This is a genomic window from Kitasatospora sp. NPDC002040, from assembly GCF_040296785.1.
Lineage (GTDB): Bacteria > Actinomycetota > Actinomycetes > Streptomycetales > Streptomycetaceae > Kitasatospora.
In genome coordinates, this window is record NZ_JBEOXV010000014.1 from 39,976 (window position 1) to 58,117 (window position 18,142).

At 70.5% G+C, this 18,142-nt stretch carries 14 protein-coding genes; 10 read left to right on the forward strand and 4 right to left on the reverse strand.

Annotation, left to right across the window (positions count from 1 at the left end):
• Nucleotides 1-9: 9 nt before the first annotated feature.
• Together ABT118_RS25335 and ABT118_RS25340 are read right to left on the reverse strand one after the other, a co-directional pair.
• A complete protein-coding gene (locus ABT118_RS25335) occupies nt 10-333 on the reverse strand; it encodes a hypothetical protein (protein WP_350673087.1) in 324 nt (107 codons plus the stop codon).
• A gap of 28 nt (nt 334-361) precedes the next feature.
• Nucleotides 362-1,180, reverse strand: a complete 819-nt coding sequence (locus ABT118_RS25340; protein ID WP_350673090.1) for a Pycsar system effector family protein — start codon at nt 1,178-1,180, stop codon at nt 362-364.
• Between the two features lie 6 nt (nt 1,181-1,186).
• On the opposite strand from ABT118_RS25340, the gene ABT118_RS25345 reads away from it, so the two are divergent.
• Nucleotides 1,187-1,657 (forward strand): hypothetical protein, encoded by a 471-nt coding sequence (locus ABT118_RS25345; protein WP_350673092.1) that lies wholly within the window; start codon nt 1,187-1,189, stop codon nt 1,655-1,657.
• 375 nt (nt 1,658-2,032) lie between these two features.
• Here ABT118_RS25345 and ABT118_RS25350 read toward each other — a convergent pair whose 3' ends face one another.
• Complete coding sequence (locus ABT118_RS25350; protein ID WP_350673094.1) at nt 2,033-2,647, reverse strand: hypothetical protein; 615 nt, start codon at nt 2,645-2,647, stop codon at nt 2,033-2,035.
• 286 nt (nt 2,648-2,933) lie between these two features.
• On the opposite strand from ABT118_RS25350, the gene ligA reads away from it, so the two are divergent.
• The 3 genes from ligA (at nt 2,934) to ABT118_RS25365 (ending at nt 8,147) form a co-directional block, all read left to right on the forward strand.
• Nucleotides 2,934-4,982, forward strand: a complete 2,049-nt coding sequence (ligA, locus tag ABT118_RS25355) for an NAD-dependent DNA ligase LigA (protein ID WP_350673099.1) — start codon at nt 2,934-2,936, stop codon at nt 4,980-4,982.
• 14 nt (nt 4,983-4,996) lie between these two features.
• Nucleotides 4,997-5,563 (forward strand): SMI1/KNR4 family protein, encoded by a 567-nt coding sequence (locus tag ABT118_RS25360; RefSeq protein ID WP_350673102.1) that lies wholly within the window; start codon nt 4,997-4,999, stop codon nt 5,561-5,563.
• Nucleotides 5,564-7,265: 1,702 nt separating this feature from the next.
• A complete protein-coding gene (locus ABT118_RS25365) occupies nt 7,266-8,147 on the forward strand; it encodes a hypothetical protein (RefSeq protein ID WP_350673104.1) in 882 nt (293 codons plus the stop codon).
• Between the two features lie 271 nt (nt 8,148-8,418).
• On the opposite strand, the gene ABT118_RS25370 is transcribed toward ABT118_RS25365, so the two are convergent.
• On the reverse strand, nt 8,419-9,912 hold the full coding sequence (locus tag ABT118_RS25370; protein WP_350673106.1) for a hypothetical protein: 1,494 nt from the start codon (nt 9,910-9,912) through the stop codon (nt 8,419-8,421).
• Nucleotides 9,913-10,420: 508 nt separating this feature from the next.
• Here ABT118_RS25370 and ABT118_RS25375 point away from each other — a divergent pair.
• The 6 genes from ABT118_RS25375 to ABT118_RS25400 all read left to right on the forward strand — a co-directional run bounded on the left by ABT118_RS25375 (nt 10,421) and on the right by ABT118_RS25400 (nt 18,134).
• A complete protein-coding gene (locus tag ABT118_RS25375) occupies nt 10,421-10,945 on the forward strand; it encodes a hypothetical protein (RefSeq protein WP_350673108.1) in 525 nt (174 codons plus the stop codon).
• A 480-nt stretch (nt 10,946-11,425) separates the two neighbouring features.
• Nucleotides 11,426-11,599 carry a hypothetical protein gene (locus tag ABT118_RS25380; RefSeq protein ID WP_350673110.1) on the forward strand — a complete coding sequence of 58 codons (174 nt, stop codon included), beginning with the start codon at nt 11,426-11,428 and terminating at the stop codon, nt 11,597-11,599.
• A 420-nt stretch (nt 11,600-12,019) separates the two neighbouring features.
• Nucleotides 12,020-12,232, forward strand: a complete 213-nt coding sequence (locus ABT118_RS25385; protein WP_350673112.1) for a hypothetical protein — start codon at nt 12,020-12,022, stop codon at nt 12,230-12,232.
• Between the two features lie 17 nt (nt 12,233-12,249).
• Complete coding sequence (gene ku / locus ABT118_RS25390) at nt 12,250-13,554, forward strand: non-homologous end joining protein Ku (protein WP_350673115.1); 1,305 nt, start codon at nt 12,250-12,252, stop codon at nt 13,552-13,554.
• A gap of 105 nt (nt 13,555-13,659) precedes the next feature.
• Nucleotides 13,660-17,073: a DNA polymerase III subunit alpha gene (gene dnaE / locus ABT118_RS25395; protein ID WP_350673118.1), complete on the forward strand. Its 3,414-nt coding sequence runs from the start codon at nt 13,660-13,662 to the stop codon at nt 17,071-17,073.
• Nucleotides 17,070-18,134, forward strand: coding sequence for a DNA polymerase Y family protein (locus ABT118_RS25400; RefSeq protein WP_350673119.1), 1,065 nt, complete (start codon nt 17,070-17,072; stop codon nt 18,132-18,134). Before dnaE ends, ABT118_RS25400 begins: the two co-directional genes overlap by 4 nt.
• Nucleotides 18,135-18,142 lie beyond the last annotated feature (8 nt).

An 18,142-nucleotide genomic window follows, 5' to 3' on the forward strand; every position in this document is an offset into this window, starting at 1 on the left:
AAGCCGCCATCAGCTGACCAACAGCGGCGCTGGCGCTCCCGTCTCGTTGCCCCTACCGCGTGGGAGGCGGGCAGCGCTAGAGGCGGCGCGGTGTGCGGCGTCGTGGGCCGCGTCAGCGGCCAGCTGCTCCAGGCTCGGGATCGGGTTGGCGAACTGGCCGGTGCCGTCGTCGAGGGTGACTCGGGCCCAGTCGTGCTCGGCCTGGGTCGTCCGGACGTCGATCCGGACGTCGATCCGGACGATGGTGCCGCTCACGTCGGCCTCACCGGCGGTGCGGCCGGAGGCGAGCAGGTCGGCGATGCTCTCGCGTGCGGTGGAACGGGCGGTGTCCATCAGGCCCACGGGGGGCAGGTGGCGCCGGTCAGCGGGCGGCGGGGAGGACGGCGGCGGCGGCGGAGACGGTGAGCACGGCGACGGCGGCGCAGCGGCAGGCCCACTGGAGCATCCGCATCTTGCGCTCGCACAGCACGCTGAGGGGGTGGAGGTGGGCGGGGCGGTGGTCTTCGACGGCTAGGTCTTCGCGGATCTGCTCAGGGGTGCTGACCGCCCAGCGGGCGAAGCCGTTGCTAGGGCTGGGGTCGAGGCGGGGCGAGACGGCCAAGAGCGCCAGGAGGGCGCTGGCGGCGGCCGCCGTGATCCCGACGGTGGCAAGGGCGAGCGCGATCGTGGGTGCCTTGCCGAGCGCGGTCGCGCCCGCGAAAAGGGTGCCGCCGGTCAGCGCGAGTAGGAGCGAGGACTTGTTGTCCGTCCGGGCGGAAGCGCGTGGTTTCGCGAAACCCCGGAGCGCCAGCCACGCGAACCTGCACGTGGATGTCGATATAGAGGCCAGCGCGGTGTCTGTTCCGGTGTGTGGTGGGACCGGGGGGCGGTGGGCGGATGTCAGGGTTCGGCTGACGGGATCGGTGCGGGCTGGTAGCTGTGGAGACCTTGCGGCCGGTGGGGTGGTCTCGCTTCGTGGGGGTGGGTGTTGTGGCGCGGTTGGTGTGTGTGCACGGGATCGGGCAGCAGGTGCAGGGGGAGGAGCGGCTGCGGTCGGTCTGGTGGCCGGCGCTGAGCGATGGGCTGCGCCGGGCCGGGGCGGAGGGCCTGGTGTGCCGATTGGATCGGGGCACGCAAGTTTCGAAGGCGGTATGGCGACGGCCCGGGTCAGCCCGGCACCGGGATCGAGAGCTGCCATCATGGCGCGATGGCACCCGATATAGCGTTCTTCCTCGCTCCTGACGACCGCAGCGCCGCCGTAGCACGGGTCCGCAACCTGGACCGGTTCGCCTCGGTGACGGGCGAGTGGTTCTCCGCACCCTGCGCGGTCGAGGAATGGGACCTCTACTTTCTCGGCCCACTGCCGGATCCCCCACGACGCAGGCTGGCCTTCTGGCGGCGCCAGGAGCCGTCGACACCTGCGGCACTGCGGTGGATCGTGCCACTGGCCCATGACGGCACCGGAGTGTTCGCCCTCCCACCCAGGTTGACTCGCTCGCTCGCTGGCGCCAGCCCCGAGGAACTGGAGGAGCTTGCCGCCCGCTGGGCCGAGAGGCTCCGCTCCGAAGACGGCGACGAAATGACCAAGGATGACGTCCCAGCCCTCGTGCGAGCCGTTGCCCAGCTCGCAGAAACCGCAGTGGCCACCGGAGGCAACCTCTACTGCTTCTTCTACTGAGCATCCCGGTGCCGGCGTACTCCCGAGGTAGCGTCCACGGATAGGCACCACAGATCTCCCCCTGCACGACCTGGTCGGCGCCGCGGCTAAGGACCTCGTCGCAACGGCAGAACCGGACGCCGGCCGATGGCTGACCAGCGAACTGGAGAACCGGGGGCCCGAGGAGATGTGGTCCGCGGCGCTGCAGCTGCTGCGCCCGCTCGCCGCGAGGCGGGCCTACGGGCTGCCCGAGCACGAAGGTGCCATCCGCCTGCGGGTCAACGCCAGAGCCGCCGAACCCGCCACCGCCCTGGTGCTGGAGATCCGGCTCGCACTCTGGGAGCAGGGAGAACTTGTCGGTGCACCCCGCAGCCGTGGGACCCGGTGTCCATCAGCTCAGATTCGAGGTGCCTCTGTGACTGCAGTGCCTCGGAAGCAGGACTCAAGCCGGTCCAAGGCATCGAGCACCTGGTCGAAGACGAAGGTGGTCGGCCAGGGCGGCGTCTCAGCCTGCCGTGACCATCCCAGGTGGACAACGGCAACCTGATACGGGGTCCTTCCAGTCCGGGCGATCTCATCGTCGAGCCGGACGAGTACGTCATCGCAGGCCCCGCACTCCAGCCAGGGAGTCAGCAAGCTCCCGTGGAGAATGTGCCCCGGTGCGATCTCCTTCGCGAGCTCGCCTGCGACAGCCGAGGCACGGGGCATGCCTTCGATCTCATGCCACCACACGTCCTCGGACTCCAGATCCGGACACCACCGCAGCGCGGGCACGGCCCGCTCGGACACGTCAACAGCATCGGCCAACTCCAGTACGACCGCACGGTCGGCTCGCAGCAGCGGCGTGTGGTGGTCGGACATGTAGTTGACGAGTTCCTCGACCGCGAGGCCCGACTCGTTCGCGTCCCAGGTCACCAGCATGTCGGCTGCAAGCTCGGCCGGTACGAGAAGACCCGAGAGCCGCATGAACTCAGCGCGGTGGAGCTGCGAGGGGATTGCCACATCGGTCATTCCATCAGATCCTTCCCGCCTCCAGGCATGGCTGCTAACAAATCTGCAGGTCAGGACCTGAGGTCCGCCTCATGTGCGGTGACGTCCATGATCGCGGGGAGGTCGGCACCCGCTTGCTCCAGGGCTCGCCGGTCGGGCGCCGTGGCACCGTGCTGGCTCCCCGGCTGCTCCCTCCGCGGACACTGTGATCGGCGTAGCCACCTCGCCCGAGCGGGTGGAACCGCCGGTGCCGGACGCCGTCTCCCAACAGCCGCAATGTGTCAGTGCAGGACGGGAGAATACCTTCATGACGACCCCCGCTGAGCTGGCAACTCCTGCCGCCTACGCCACTGCCGTGGCCACCGCCGTGAGCGCCTCCGCCGCGTACTACACCGATGGCTCCACGCCGCTGGGCGACGACGAGTACGACGCGCTGCTGCGCGCCATCACCGCGTACGAGCAGGCCCACCCGGACGAGGTGCTGTCGCACTCGCCCAGCGGCAAGGTCGCGGGCGGTGCGGTCAGCGGCGACGTCCCGCACTCGGTGCCGATGCTGTCGCTGGACAATGTCTTCGACGCCACCGAGCTCGCCGACTGGGCGGCCGGTCTGGAGCGGCGCCTGGGCCGCCCGGTCGCGGCCTGGTGCGTGGAACCCAAGCTCGACGGACTCGCGGTCGCCGCCCGGTACGAGGGCGGCAAGCTGGTGCGGATGCTCACCCGGGGCGACGGCCTGGCCGGCGAGGACATCACCCACGCCGCCGACGCGATCCTCGGCCTGCCCGCCGTCCTGACCGAGCCGGTCGACGTCGAGCTGCGCGGCGAGGTGCTGCTGACGACCGTCCAGTTCGAGGAGGCGAACCGGATCCGCCTCGCTCACGAGGCGTCCCCGTTCGTCCACCCGCGCAGCGGCGCGGCCGGCACCCTGCGGGCGAAGGACCGCCCGTACCAGATCATGCTCACCTTCTTCGCCTACAGCGCGATCGGCCTCGACGGCCTCGGCCACAGCGCCCTGCTGGAGGCCCTGGCCGCCCTCGGCGCCAACACCGCGGCCACCACGGCAGCCGCACCGGTGCGCTGCGAGACGGTCGAGCAGGTGCAGCAGCGGATCGAGGAGATCACCGCGCTGCGCAGCGCGCTGCCGTTCGGCATCGACGGTGTGGTGGTGAAGGCTGACGCTGCCGCTGACCAGGAGCAGGCGGGGAACGGCTCGCGGGCCCCCAGGTGGGCGGTTGCGCGGAAGTTGGCGGCCGAGCACAAGGTGACGCGCCTGCTGGAGGTGGAGTGGAACGTGGGCCGCACCGGGATCATCGCTCCGCGCGCGGTCCTGGAGCCGGTGGTGATCGACGGCGTCACGGTGACGTACGCGACCCTGCACAATCCGGCGGACATCACCCGCCGCGGCCTGATGGTCGGGGATCTTTGCTACGTCTACCGTGCCGGCGACGTCATCCCGAGAGTGGAGGCTCCGCTCGCTGACCAGCGCACCGGCGCCGAGACACCGGTCGTCTTCCCCGAGGTCTGCCCGCGCTGCGGTGACGAGATCGACCGCTCCGAGCAGCGCTGGCGCTGCGTCCGGGGGCGCAACTGCCAGGCGGTGGCCTCGGTCATCTACGCGGCCGGCCGCGACCAGCTCGACATCGAGGGCCTCGGCGGCACCCGGGCGATCCAGCTCGTCGAGTCCGGCCTGGTGGCCGACATCGCCGACCTCTTCACCCTGACCCGGGACCAGCTCCTCACCCTGGAGCGGATGGGAGAGACGTCCGCCGACAACCTGCTCGCCGCTCTGGAGACCGCCCGCAGCCAGCCGCTGAACCGGGTGTTCTGCGCCCTCGGCGTCCGGGGCACCGGCCGCACCATGTCCCGCCGCATCGCCGCCCACTTCGGCAGCATGGCCACGATCCGCGCCGCCGACGCCGAAGCGCTGGCCGAAGTGCCGGGGATCGGCACGGAGAAGGCCAGGGTGGTCGCGGCAGAGCTGCTCGAACTCGCCCCGCTGCTGGACAAGCTGACGGCCCAGCAGGTCGGCACCGAGGTCTCCGAGCCTCAGCGCCCCATCTCCGGCGCGGCCGGGAACGAGACGGCTGACCGGGGCGAGGGCGGGCCGCTGGCGGGGGAGGCCGTGGTGGTCACCGGCAGCATGACGGGTGACCTGGCCGAGCTCTCCCGGAACGAGATGAACGAACTGATCGAGCGCGCTGGCGGCAAGGCCTCCGGCAGCGTCTCGAAGCGCACCACTCTGCTGGTCGCGGGGGAGAAGGCGGGCTCCAAGCGGGCCAAGGCCGAGGAGCTCGGCATCCGCGTCCTCACCCCCGAGGACTTTGCCGCCCTGGTCGCCGACCACCTCCCGGCGGTCTGACCGTGGACACGAGCATGAGCCGCCTCGGCGAACTGCTGGGCCCTCCGACCCGCCGGCCTGCCCAGGTGCCGTGGGAGAGCGCCGCTGACGCCCATCCCGGTCTCCGGTTCCCGGCGGACTACCGCTGGCTGATCGACACCTACGGCTCGATCCGGATCCACGAGGACCTGTTGGTCAGCGGCCCCACCCGCAGCGGCTTCTACGGGGAGGGCTTCGCGGGCTTCCTCGCGATGACGGCGGACGCCTACGACCAGGCGGAACAGTTCCACGAGGAGCCCCGGTTCCCCGAGATCGCCCCCGAGCCCCCGCACCCGATGTTCCCGGAACCGGGCGGGCTACTGTCCTGGGGCGGGGACACCTTCGGGAACTACTACTTCTGGCTGACACAGGACCCCGACCCAAACCGCTGGCCGGTCGTCGTCTGGTTCGGCGAGAACGAGGTCTGGGACGTCTTCGACGGCGGGCTCGCCGCCTTCCTCGCCGCACTCCTCGCCAGCGAGTACCACATGACCCACGAGATCCCGCTGCGCAGTGGTCCGGTCCACCGGTTCGCCGGCGACTGGGAAGGGTTCGTCGGCTGAGTGCCTCCGGGCGCGGGCTGGCCTGTCAGCCACCTTCTGCCCAGGGGGTAAGCCCGACCAACGGCGCACCGGACGGGTCCGTCGCGCACCGTGGGCGGACCGTACGGTGGGCTGTTGCCGATCGCGCGCAGCGTCGTTGGACCGTCTGAGCGATGCCCCCATTTCGCTCCCGGTCCTCCGCACCAGACCCGTCACCGCCGGCCCCGGTGCGGTGCTGCTGGTGGCCGGCCCTGGCACAGGTTCGGCCACCGAACCTCCTGGGCCCACCGGCTCTTGCGGCCTTCACCCGGTCACCTCGGCGGCGGTCTTCAGCGGCGGAACGGGCTGCCGCGCTCGCCGGCGAGGGAGGCAGGGACCATCTCGTCCACCTCCCTGCGCACCCAGGTCGGTGACCGGGGCACGCACCGAGGCAGCCGGGGCTGTTGACTGTTAGTCAATGTCCTGGCGATCACTGGCGAAGCTGGATGGCAGGTGCAGCTACGGTACCCGGCTCGGCGCGAGTCACTGAGCCTTCCGGCACCCACTGTATTGAACGCGTTCAATATAGTGTCATGATGGGGGCGTTCGGCCGGTCGCTGGCCCATCAAGCGGGCGGAGCGGTACTTCGTTGTGCGCGCGGCGGGAAGAACGCATCACATGGACAGCACGGCAACGGCCGACCGACGGCTGCACAGCGCGCGGATTGTGACCTGGCTACTGGTGGTCGGGTCCATGGTTGCGGCGGTGCCGGGCTGCGGGGCTCTGGGCGGAGGTCGGCCGGATGAGGTGCTGATCAACGCTAGCGACCTTGCCGGCATAAGGGAATAGGCCCACTCGGCATGGGTGCGCTCATGGGGGCTCCCATGGATCTGGCCGGCACTTTCACCAATGGGGCGGGGCAAGTAACTACGCCGGTGCCGCCATCGGATCATTCCCACTCCATGGCCACGTTGTCCCTATTGGGACTGCGCCAAATGGGTTCAGGTGTGTAGACATTAAATATCGAATTGAGAATAACTGGGACTGGCACTCTGTCATCAAAATAGTTCCACGGGGGGCGCATGTTCCACGAGCGCACTTCGGTGAGCTCTACGTCCCGGGTGACTACCTCATCAAGGGCCAATTTAGCTGGGGTGAACGATCCATCCATCTAGTCGAGGGATGATGCTTTTTCGGCATCGGAGGGTGATCAGTATGGCTAAGTACATGTGGACTACTCGGGTGGTTGCGGTGGCCCTGACGGTTGGACTGGGTTCCACTGGGTGCGCGAATAGCGGAGGGGATGCGGCGGAGATCCGGGCTGCTGATCTAGTGGGCAGCTGGTCCAACTCAAAGGGGGCTCGTATGGAATTCGCGACGGATCATCGCGTGTCGGCTGTCGGGTTGGATAGGGCGCTACCCTACGGCAGTTGCCCGCCGACCCTGCAGTCCGGAACGTGGCGATTCTATGTGCCGGGTCACGATCCCAGCGTGCTTTCGCCCTCCGTCGATGCCCAAGAGGGAAATTCTCTAACGATCTCTGCTGATCTTCACCGTGATCCGACTGAATCCTCATGCGACCTCGAAGTTGCAGTGCAGCGCGATAAAGAAGGCTATAATATCTGCCTCTCTGCCGATCCGGACGACACCTGTACTTCCGATGAGCTCTTGCGGAAGTGAGTCGGATCCTTAGTCATAGTTGGCGATCAGGGGTCCCGTTGCTGTCAGTGACAGTCCGCCTTGGTTGAATCAGCGGATGAGTGAAACCTCTGTCGACCTGGGAGTCGTCACCGCGCCGTCTGGTGTGCTGGTCCTGGGCATGGGCGGCTGGATCGATCACTGGTCCGGGCTCGGCGACCCGTTGTCCGTGCGGGCACTGGCCGCCGCGAAGCAAGGTGGCGGCCACCTCCACGAGCCCGCGGACGGCCCGAGCCGGGACTGGTTCTGCGAGGCGGTCGCGGTATCGGCCGCTGCCGACGGGCCGCTGAAGGTGCGCGCCGAAACGGGGGAGTCGTACGACGGGCCCGTCGTCACGGTCCTGGAGGTCGACCTCGGCGTGCCTTGGCCGGGCAACCCCGACGGAGAACCGATCCGACTCGGTGACCTGCCGATCGACCGGTGCGGCATGGTCCTCGGGGACGCCCGCGCCCTCGACTCGTTCGTCGGGCTGCCGGGCGAGTCGATCGACGGACTCGCCGACGTCACATACTGGGGGAAGTACGAGGACGACGCCCACGCCCGCTTCGGCGGCGAACGGACACCCCGGCACGAGGTCGAGGGACCTTACGGGCGCCTCGACCTCCCCCTGCACGAAGCCCACGAGTTCGCCAGTCAGCTCCAGAACTGGCTGGCGGAAGGGCCCCGAATCGGCCTGGTGGTCGCCGTGGACGCGCACACCCACTTCCACCTCCTCGACCGGGCCGGCCAGACTCACCCCCTGCTCGCCGGACAGATCGAGATCGACGAATGCCAGGTCCTGGGCCTGGGCTGGGATCCCGGCGACCACTCCATGCGTCACCACGGCGAACGAGCCTGGAACCAGGTCTACGCAGTCACCCTGGAACAGCGCGGCACCACCACCCTGCTGCGTTGGACGATCCCCGCAGAAGCAGAAGAATCCGAGTAGGCCGAGGGGAACGCTGCGCCCCGCCGTGCAAGGGGGCTCTACGGTGTGCGCTTCTCGGCAATGAGGTCCAGCAGGGTGCTGGCGAACTAGGCCGCGCTGCGCCGCCATCGCCAGCGCCGCTGGCAGAGCGTTCCCAAGGCCCGCGACCTCGTCAACATCATCAACCGCAGCACAGGCATCCCGGTGAGCGAGGAGCTGGAACCGCATCCTGCCACCGCGCGCTGCCCGGCCCGTGCCGACGGCCGGGCAGCGCCCAGACCCCCAGAAGCGGCTACGCCTCGTCGGTGTGCTCGCTGATCAGTGCGGCTTCAAGGAGGACCAGCTGCCGGAGCTCCACCGAGCTGACGACTCCGCGGTCGAAGGTCTCGGTGTAGCCGCCCTGGGGCATCTGCTCCTGGCGCACGAAGTGCAGCAGGCCCAGTTCCTGCTTGAGGTGGCGCAGCACGGCCTGCTCGATGCGGTAGGCGATGTCGCCGGTCGGAGTGTCGTGGGTGCTGTCGAGGTGCCAGCCGTGCCTGAGGTGCTGTTCGGTGCGGCTGCGGCGGGTGTGCAGGCCGCCGATGCCGATCTTGACGGCGCCGAGCTCGTGGTTGGTCATCACGTACACAGTGCTGGGTGCGTTGTGGTCGAAGCCGTGCTCGGCGCAGAACCGGCAGCCGTAGCCGGAGCGGACGTTGCTGTAGGTGGGGGTGCTCTGCTTGCCGCACTCCTGGCAGGTGGCGGTCCAGGGTTGCATGGCGCCTGGGTAGGGGCCGTGCGGTTCGAAGCCCTCTTCGCGCATCAGGTCGGCGGCCTCCTCAGGGGCGACCCAGTGCCCCGAGCAGTAGTTGCAGCGTTTCCCGTCCATCACCCCGGCCAGTGAGGGGTTGCTGTCGCGCTCGCACACGTGGCACTGGCTGAGCCAGGGCCGGAACTTGCCGCTGAAGTCTGCCTTCGGCGTGAACCCGTTCTCGTGCATGATCGTGATTGCGAGCTGTTCGTCGAAGCGGCGGCCCAGGCCGCGGCGGCGGTGGGCGCAGTCGACGCAGCCCCGGCGGGCCGGTGAGGTGGCGTAGGCGTGGTACGAGACCTTGGTGGTGGTGGTTCCGCACTCGGTGCAGCGGCACGGCCAGGGGAGGATCGAGCCGGGGTAGGGCGTCAGGGGCTCCAGGCCCCGGGAGAGCATGAACTCCGCTGCCTCGGCGGGGACGACGGTGTGCCGGCCGCAGTAGCGGCAGCCGCTGCCCTGGCTGACCGAGGCGTACATCGGGTCGGACTCCCGCCCGCAGGTCGTGCACCGGCACCGCCACGGCGCGAGCGCTCCCGGGTAGGGAGCAAGGGGCTCGAAGCCGCCTTCACGCATCACCTGGGTGGCCTGGTCCGGGTCGAGGCGGTGCGCGGCCACGGTGCGCTCGCGGCCGCACGCCATGCAGCCGTAGCCCTGGCGGACGTTGTCGAGCGTGGGGGTGCCGACACTGTTGCACGAGCGGCACCGGCACGGCCACGGCGTGCCAGATCCCGGGTAGGGCGACAGCGGCTCGTACCCGCCGGCCCGCATCACGTCGACGGCGGCATCGGGGTCGAGTCGGAGTGCGGCGGCGGTCCGCTCACGACCGCAGAGCAGGCAGCCGGCGTTGTTGGAGTTCACCGAGTGGTAGGAGGGGGTGACGATGCCGCCGCAGGTGGTGCACTGGCAGCGCCAAGGCTTCGTGGAGCCGATGAACGGGTCGAGGGGTTCAAGGCCCGCCACGCGCATCCGGGCGACGGCGGTCTTGACCGGGACCACCTGCCCTGCGCAGAACCTGCAGCCATGCCCCTTCCTGACGGTGCCGAGCCGCGGCTCGACCTCATTTCCGCAGACGGTGCACCGGCAGAGCCACTTCACACCCACGCCCGGGTAGGGGACGAGAGGCTCGAACCCTGCCCTCCTCATCTCAGCTGCGGCCTCAACCGGATCTATTCGCTTACCCATGGGAGGCAGATGAACATGCAGGTCAGACACATGATGCATGGCTTCGTCGAGGTAGCCGCGTGAATGCGGCTGATGATATTTCAGCTGACGAGAAGTCAGTTGCTGCTCGCCATGGCGACGTTGCAGGCCTCGAAATGGATCATGCGCATACGCCCGATCTGCCCTGTTCGGGCAGTCCGGCGTGACCAAGGTCACTGCCGCCCGGTCGCACTTCCGCGGGCCGGCCGGACGGTAGGCGGACCGGGGGCGCCGGTTCGCTTGCATACCTTCTTCGACCGTTCACGACACGGGACGGTCAGGACACCCGGGGTACGGTCACCGGATGGACAGCGAAGACCCTCGACCTCCCGAGCCCCGCCCGGCCGGCGAGATGCCCGTGGCGGATCTTGTGGCGGACGTCGTGGACGACGTGGTGCGCACCGCCAGCCTGTCCGCCGGCCGATGGCTGGCTGACGAGCTGGAGCAGCGGGGTGATGTCGCGCTGTGGGAGGGGATGCTCACCCTGCTGCGCCCGCTGGCTGCCCGCCCGGTGTACGACCTGCCCGAGCGGGAGGGCATTGACCACCTGCGGCGGATCGCGCGGGGGCCGGCCGAGCCGGTGACGGCGCTGATCATGGGGGTCTCGGCCGCGTTCCGGGAGTTGGGGGAGCAGAGCGCCCGCGAGGTCTGGCAGCACGCGCCCGCCGAGCTGCGCCACGTAGCCGTCCTGCGCGAGCTGATCTCCCGCGCCTATTCGGTCGGTTCACGGGGGAGCCGTCTCGCCGCCGTCCAGGTGGTGGCCCTGGTCCGCGAGACGCTTCGTCCTGTCCCGGTCGGACACGACGGTCCCCTGTCCGGCGGGGGCTGAGCCCGCACTCGGTCTGCCGAGGTCCACTCCAGCAGTCAGAACAGGCCGTCGGCACCCCTGCGATCATCAACGTCTTAGACGAGCCGCCGTTGCCCGGCCGCGGTGGCCGCTGGGTTCCGGTTGGAATGTCCTGAAACACGCGTATTCAGAGGAGATCTACTTGGAGGCCGGATGCCCCTTTTTGGGGTCATGTTCGGTGGTGGCCGCGGTCTAGGAGACCGTCGGCACGGCTGGTGGCCTGCTGCGCCAGGGCCCTGGGGAGCAGGGCAAATGGCTGACGCTGTCGGCGTGGTGGGGCTCTCCGCGGGGCCCATCACTACATGCGGGTGGGGTTTAGGCGGAGGTCACTACAACTAGAATCGTTCGCAGCTGCAGAGCTACCTCAGTTCGTCGACCTGTTCGCTGGGTCGGCCGCCACTTTCCCCTCTCCATCGGGGGGAGGGGAGCCGATGGGCGAGAGCCCGGAGATCGAGGTGGCCGATGCCGCACCCGAAGCGCGAGGACCGGGCCAAGAGCCCGGACCGGCGGGAACCGGACCGCAAGGACCGGGGCCGGCCGACCGAGGGCAAGGGTCGCGGCGGTGGGCTGGACTGGCTGGCGATCATCAACGCGGTGATCAACGCGATCCGGCTCGTGCTGGAGTTCCTGGGGTGACCTGGGGGTGAAAGCGCGAGGGCGCCTCAGGTGAACACTGAGACGCCCAGTACCGCAGCAACCATGAGGTCAGGGGCCCTTCACCGTACGGACTGCAATCCTGCGGAGAGGGGCCTCTGTCGTTCACCCGGCCGTTCGGCCACCGTATGCCGGTGGTCCAACAGCCGCATGACCTGTTTGATGTTCTCACTTTACTGCGCGGCGAAGAAGCGGTTGTCCAGCATGTCGAGCTGCGCGGCCCTGGTACTGATTTGAGCCTGGTTGCTGTCCCGAGGGCCGCAGTGCCAGGTTTGCTGCTCTGGCCTGCCAGGCCGAGGTTGCGTCGCTGTAGTTCCGGTTGTGCAGCCGCTCCCGAGCGGCCGTCGCGGAGGTCGCCTGGTCGAGGCCGGGGAGCACACTGGGCTGCAGGAGGCGGTGGTGATGCCGGTATCTGACGGCCCGAGCCTGCTGGCGTTGGTGGTGTGCGAGAACTGCGGCCGGCCGATGCTGGCCCACGAGTTCGGGGCCCGCTGCTCGTGGCCGTGCTACGACCAGCCCCGCGGCGACCCGGAGTCGGACGCGCTGATGATCGCGCGGGCCCCGGCGGCGTTCGCGTTCTTCATGGGTCTGGGGCCGGGTCGCCGCGTCGCATAGGTCCGGAGGGCCGCTGAGTGGCGCTGGTACCCGTGCCGCAGTCGATCGCGAGGAAGATGGTCACCTTCTCGCTGGTGTCCATCCCGTGCTCGGTGTGCGCCGCGACCGAGCGCCACGGCGTTTTGCTGCACCTGGTCCACGACGACCTGATCGTCCAGCGCCGTGTGTTCGAGCTGGACGGCCAGGACGTCGCGCAGGGCCACATCGCCCGCGGCTTCGAGCTCCCCTCGGGCGACACCCTGGTACTGACCGACGCAGACCTCGCCGACCTGCCCACCCCCGACTCCCGGGAGATCCGGGTGCTGGGCTTTATCCCGGAGGACCGGGTCGACGTCACCCACTACGACCGCACGTACTACCTGGGCGCCGGCCGGGCCGCGGCCGGCCCGGCGCACTGCTGCATGAGGCGCTCCAGCAGCCCGGCCATGTCGCCGTCGCCTGCACCGCTGCGCACCCGCGACACCCTGGCCGTGCTGCGAGTGCGGGACGACGTGATCGTGATGACCACCATGCTCTGGCCCGACGAAGTGCGCCCGACCACCGGAGTGGCGCCAGCAACCTCGGAGCTGCGCCCCGAGCAGGTGGCGCTGGCCCGGCAGTCGATGGATGCGAGCAGCGAGGGGTTCGAGCTGGAGGCGGAGCGGGACGAATACACGTCGGCGCTGCGCGAGGTGGTCGAGGCGAAGGCGGCCGGGCTGCCCGCCCCGCACGCGCCAGCCGCGAAGGTGCTGCCGGCCAGCGGGGTCGGCGACCTGATGGCGCTGCTGGAGGCGGCGGTCGAGCGGGCCGAGGAGGAGCACCCGAAGCCCGCAGCCCGGGCGAAGAAGAGCACGATGCCGCGGTGCTGCACCAGGACCACCGGCACGCGGTCGGTGAGGAAGCCGGGCCGCCCGTCTCGTTGGAAGTCAGAACGCTGGGTCGCTGCCGAGCTGGTTCATCTCGGCGGCGGCGAGCCGGTCGGCCGCGCCGTCCGGGTCGCCGGGCAGCAGGGTGACGGCCTGCTCAACCAGCTGAGCGGCGAGCAGGCGCAGGCCGCCTTCTCCGAACCGGCTCGTCCAAGCGTCGACCAGCTCGGTGCAGGCGGCCGCGGCGGCCTGCGGGGAGTCGGCTTCGATGCGGGTTCGGAGCAAGGCGAGGGAGGCGAGGGCTGCGTCGGCGTCGAACTTGCCGGGGCTGTACGGGGTCGGATCGGGCACCGGCTCATCCTGGCCGCATTGCTGACGATCCGCCAGGTCCGGAGCCGCGCCGGTCGTAGCCAGTCGAATGCCGCGCGGGGTGTTCGGCGGAGCGTTCCGGTTGCTCTACCTGGGGTAACGCTCTGACGAGCATGGGAACAGTTGTACGAATAAGGGGCTACGCTGGCCGTACCGGAGGGGAGCCGGGCCGACGACGAAGGGGGCTGACCGAAGGGCCGGAGGTGATGCGCGGTGGTCGCGCAGCTGCACGTCGCCTCGGGCTATTCGGTGCGCTACGGGGCCTCGCTCCCGGCCGCGCTGGCTGAGCGGGCCGCCGAGCGCGGCATCAGCGAGCTCGCGCTGACGGACCGGGACACCGTCTCCGGCGTGGTCCGGCACGCGAAGGCGTGCGCGGCCGCCGGGGTGCGGCCCCTCTTCGGCGCGGACCTCGCGGTCAGCTTGGCCGAGCCGGGCACCCCGGCCGGGCGGCGCCGGACCCCGGCTCGGGGCGGGGCCTTCGTGGACGAGTCCGCGCCCCGGATCACCGTGCTGGCCCGCGACAAGGCGGGCTGGGCCAACATCTGCGCCCTGGTCAGCGCGGCCTGGGCGGTGCGCGCCGAGCGGGGCGGCGGCCAGCCGGTGGTGCCGCTGGAGGTGCTGGCCGCCCACACCGAGGGCCTCACCGTGCTGCTCGGCCCCAGCTCCGAGCCGATCCGGGCCCTGGCCGCCGGCCGCCCTGACCGCGCTACCCAACTCCTCGCCCCCTGGCGGGAGATGCTCGGCCCGGCCCTGCGCCTGGAAGCCGTCCACCTCGGCCGCCCCGGCACCGGGCCCGGCTCGCTGCGCCTGGCCGCCCGCACGGTGGGACTTGCCGCCGACCTCGACCTGGAGGCGGTGCTCACCAACGCCGTCCGCTACGCCGACCCCGGCCAGGGCCCGGTCGCCGATGTACTGGACGCGGCCCGGCTGCTGCGCCCGGTCCAGCCCGGCACCACCTGCAACGGCGAGCGGTGGCTGAAGCCGCCGGCCGCGATGGCGCAGCTGGCCGAGGAGGTCGCCGAGGCGGCCGGGCGGGGCCCTGGCGGTGGCCGGCGGCTGTTGGCGGTGACGGCCCGCACGGCGGCCGAGTGCCGCTTGGACGCGGCCTCGGACTTGGGGATCGAGAGTGTGCGGTTCCCGGAGGAGGACCGCCTCGGCCTGGTGCCGGGCACCTCCGCCCGGGTGCTGCGGGAGCGGTGCGAGTCGGCGCTGGCCGAGCGCGGTATGGACCGCGATCCGCAGGCCGTTCTCAGGCTCGCCGAAGAGCTGGAGGTTGCGACGGGCTTGGGCTGGTCGACATTTTTCTTGACGGTCGGTCAGATCGTCGAGGACTTCAAGGCGGCCGGGGTGCGGGTGTCGGCGCGCGGTTCCGGCGCCGGGTCCCTTGTGGTGCACCTGCTGGGCATCTCGGCGGTGAACCCGCTCGAGCACGGACTGATGATCATGGAGCGTTTCCTGTCGTTCCGGCGCCGCTCGCTGCCCGACATCGACGTGGACGTGCCCGCGGACCGCCGGATCGACTGCTACCGCCTGGTGCTGGACCGCTTCGGCACCTCGCGCGTCGCAGCCGTGGCGATGCCGGAGACCTACCGGGTCCGCTGGGCAATCAGGGACGTCTCACTTGCCACAGGCCTGGCTCCCGAGGAGGCCGGGCGCCTGGCCAAGGCGTTCCCGCACATCCGGGCCAAGGACGCCCGGGCGGCGCTGGCCGAGCTCCCGGAGCTGCGCCAGGTCGCCGAGCAGGCCGGCCGGTACGGGAACCGGTTCTGGGACCTGGTCGAGGGCCTCGACGCACTGCCCAGGGGAAGTGCCATGCACCCCTGCGGCTTGCTCCTGTCCGACAACTCCCTGCTTGCCCGCACACCGGTGATCCCCACCCCCGGGGAGGGCCTGCCCATGAGCGTGTTCGACAAAGACGATGTCGAAGATTTGGGCTGCCTGAAATTGGACATCTTGGGCAACCGCACGATGCAGGCCCTGTCGTACGCGCTCTCCGAGATCGAACGCACCACCGGCCGCACGATCGATCTGGACGACCCCGACCAGGTGCCGCTGGACGACGAGGCCGCCTACGCCCTGCTTCGCGAGGGTGAGTCCCTGGGCGTGTTCTCCATCGACAGTCCCGGCCAGCGGAACCTGCTGGGCCGCGCCCAGCCGAAGTCCTTCCTGGACCTGATCGTCCAGCTGGCACTTTTCAGGCCGGGCCCGGTCGCCGCCGACATGATCAGGCCGTGGCTGGCCGCCCGGCACGGCCGCCAGCCGGTGCGCTACCCGCACCCCGACCTCATCCCCGCCTTGTCCCCGACGCTCGGGGTGCTCGTGTTCAACGAACAGGTCGCGAAGGTCATCTCGGTGCTGACCCGGACCGATCTGGCGATGGGGGAGGAGGCCCGCCGAGCGCTCAGCCGCCCCGAGCGCCTGCCCGCCCTGGAGACGTGGTTCCGCACCCGCGCCGGCGTGGCCGGCTACGACCAGCAGGTCATCGACACGACGTTTGACCAGCTCAGAGGCATGGGAGCCTACGGATTCCCCGCCTCGCACAGTGCAGCCTTCGCCGTCATCACCCTCCAGAGCGCCTGGCTGAAGGCCCACTTCGGACCCGCTTTCTACGCCGGGATCATGGAAGCCGAGCCCGGCATGTACCCGCTGCGCCTGCTGCTGGCCGACGCCCGCCGCCACGGCGTGCCGGTGCTGCCGGTATGCGTCGAGACCTCCGAGGCCGGCTACCGGGTCGAGACCGGACCGGACGGCCGCGAGGGCCTGCGGATCGCCCTCGCCGCAGTGAAGGGCATCACCGCCGAGGAGATCAGCCGGATCACCGCCGCCCGCCCGTTCACCTCGGTCCCGGACCTGTGGGAGCGGGCCCGCCCTTCGCTGCCCACCGCCCAGAACCTGGCCAGGATCGGCGCCCTGGCCGCCGTGCCCGGCGGCAGCCGACCGCGCCGGGACCTGCTGCTGCTCCTGGACGAGCTCCACCACGGCCGCCGCACGACCGCCGTGCCGGACCAGCTCGCCCTGCCCGCCCCGGCCGAGTCCTCCGCACCGACCGGCCTGCCCGCCATGACCGCCCGTCAGGAACTGGACGCCGAGCTGGAGGTCATCGGCCTGGACGCCAGCAAGCACCTGATGGCCGAGCACCACGCGCTGCTGGCCGAACTCGGCGTCACCCCCTCCACCGCGCTGCGCGACGTCCAAGCGGGGGAGGTGGTGCTGGTCGCCGGGGCGAAAGTGGCGATCCAGACCCCGCCGCAGAAGAACAACCGGCGCACGATCTTCGTCACGCTGGACGACGGAGCGGGCGGCCTCCCGGTCGACCTCGCGTTCTTTTCCGGGCCCGACGCCGAGGCGAGCGCGCACACCCTCTTCCACTCCTGGCTGCTGGTAACGCGAGGACAGCTCCAGCACCGCGGACGCTCCCTCTCGGTGGTCGGGCACCGGGCCTGGGACCTCGCCGAGCTCGCCCGGGTCCGCGCCGAGGGCGGCACGGCGGCCGTCCGCGCCCTCCTCGCCACCCCCGGACCAGCCGCACCCGAGCAGCACCATGACGACGGCCGCGAGAACCCGCGCCCCGGCAGGCCGGGCGGCGCCGGCCGGATGTGGCACGCTTCGCAAGGTGCGGCGGGATGACCGGCACCTCCACCGCCGTGACGGTCCTTCACCTGCGCTGCCACCAGCCGACCTTCGACGTCTACCGGCAGCTCTTCGGGGTCCTCGCCGACATCACCCCCGTCGTCCAAGCCCTCCCGCCCGACAGCGCCATCCTCCAACTCGCAGGCGCGGTCAAGTACTTCGGCCAGAGTCCGGCCGAGCTGGCCGATCTACTGCAGACCCGGATCGCCGCCCGCTTCGGCCTGGTCACCACCGGCGGCCTCGGCAACAGCCGGCTCATGGCCGCCCTCGCCGCCTACACCGCCCGCCCCGGCACCGTCCAGCTCCTGCCCGACGACCCGGCCACCGCCCTGGCCTTCCTCCACACCCAGGACATCCGGCTGCTCCCCGGTGTCGGCCCCGCCCTGGAGAAGAAGGTCCGTCGGTACGGAATCGACACCATCGGCGAACTCGCCGCCATCCCGGTGGCCACCGTGCAACGCATCGCCGGGGCCAGCATCGGCCGTCTGCTCGCCGAGCGGGCCAACGGCACCGACCGCCGCACCGTCACCCCGGCCGGCCCGCCGGCCACCATCAGCTCTAGCCGCCGCTTCGACCGCGACGTCCTCGACCCCGCCGAGATCCGCCGCGCCCTCCTGGACCTCGCCCTCGACCTCGGCACCCGGCTGCGCGCCGCCGGGCAGAGCGCCCGCGCCGTCGAGCTGCAGGTCACCTATGCGGACCGTTCCTCCACTACCAGGTCCAGGACGCTGCCGGAGGCAACCGGCCACAGCCCGGCCCTGCGCGAAGCGCTCTACTCGCTCTTCGGTGTGCTGGGCCTGGAGCGGGCCCGGATCCGCGCGGTCACCGCCCGGGCCGGCGGCTTGGCCACCGTGACAGCTGCCCACGGGGTGCAGCTGACCTTCGACGCCGCCGCCGAGGCCGCGCGCACGCTGGAGCCGGTCCTGGACAAGGCCGCCGCCCGCTACGGCACCGGCGCCGTAGCGCCCGCTGCTCTGGCCGCCGTTCAAGCCACACTGAGCGGTTGCTCAGTGTGTCGTATTACATCCGTCAAGGTGAGACGTAGTCACCCCACCTGAAGGTTGCG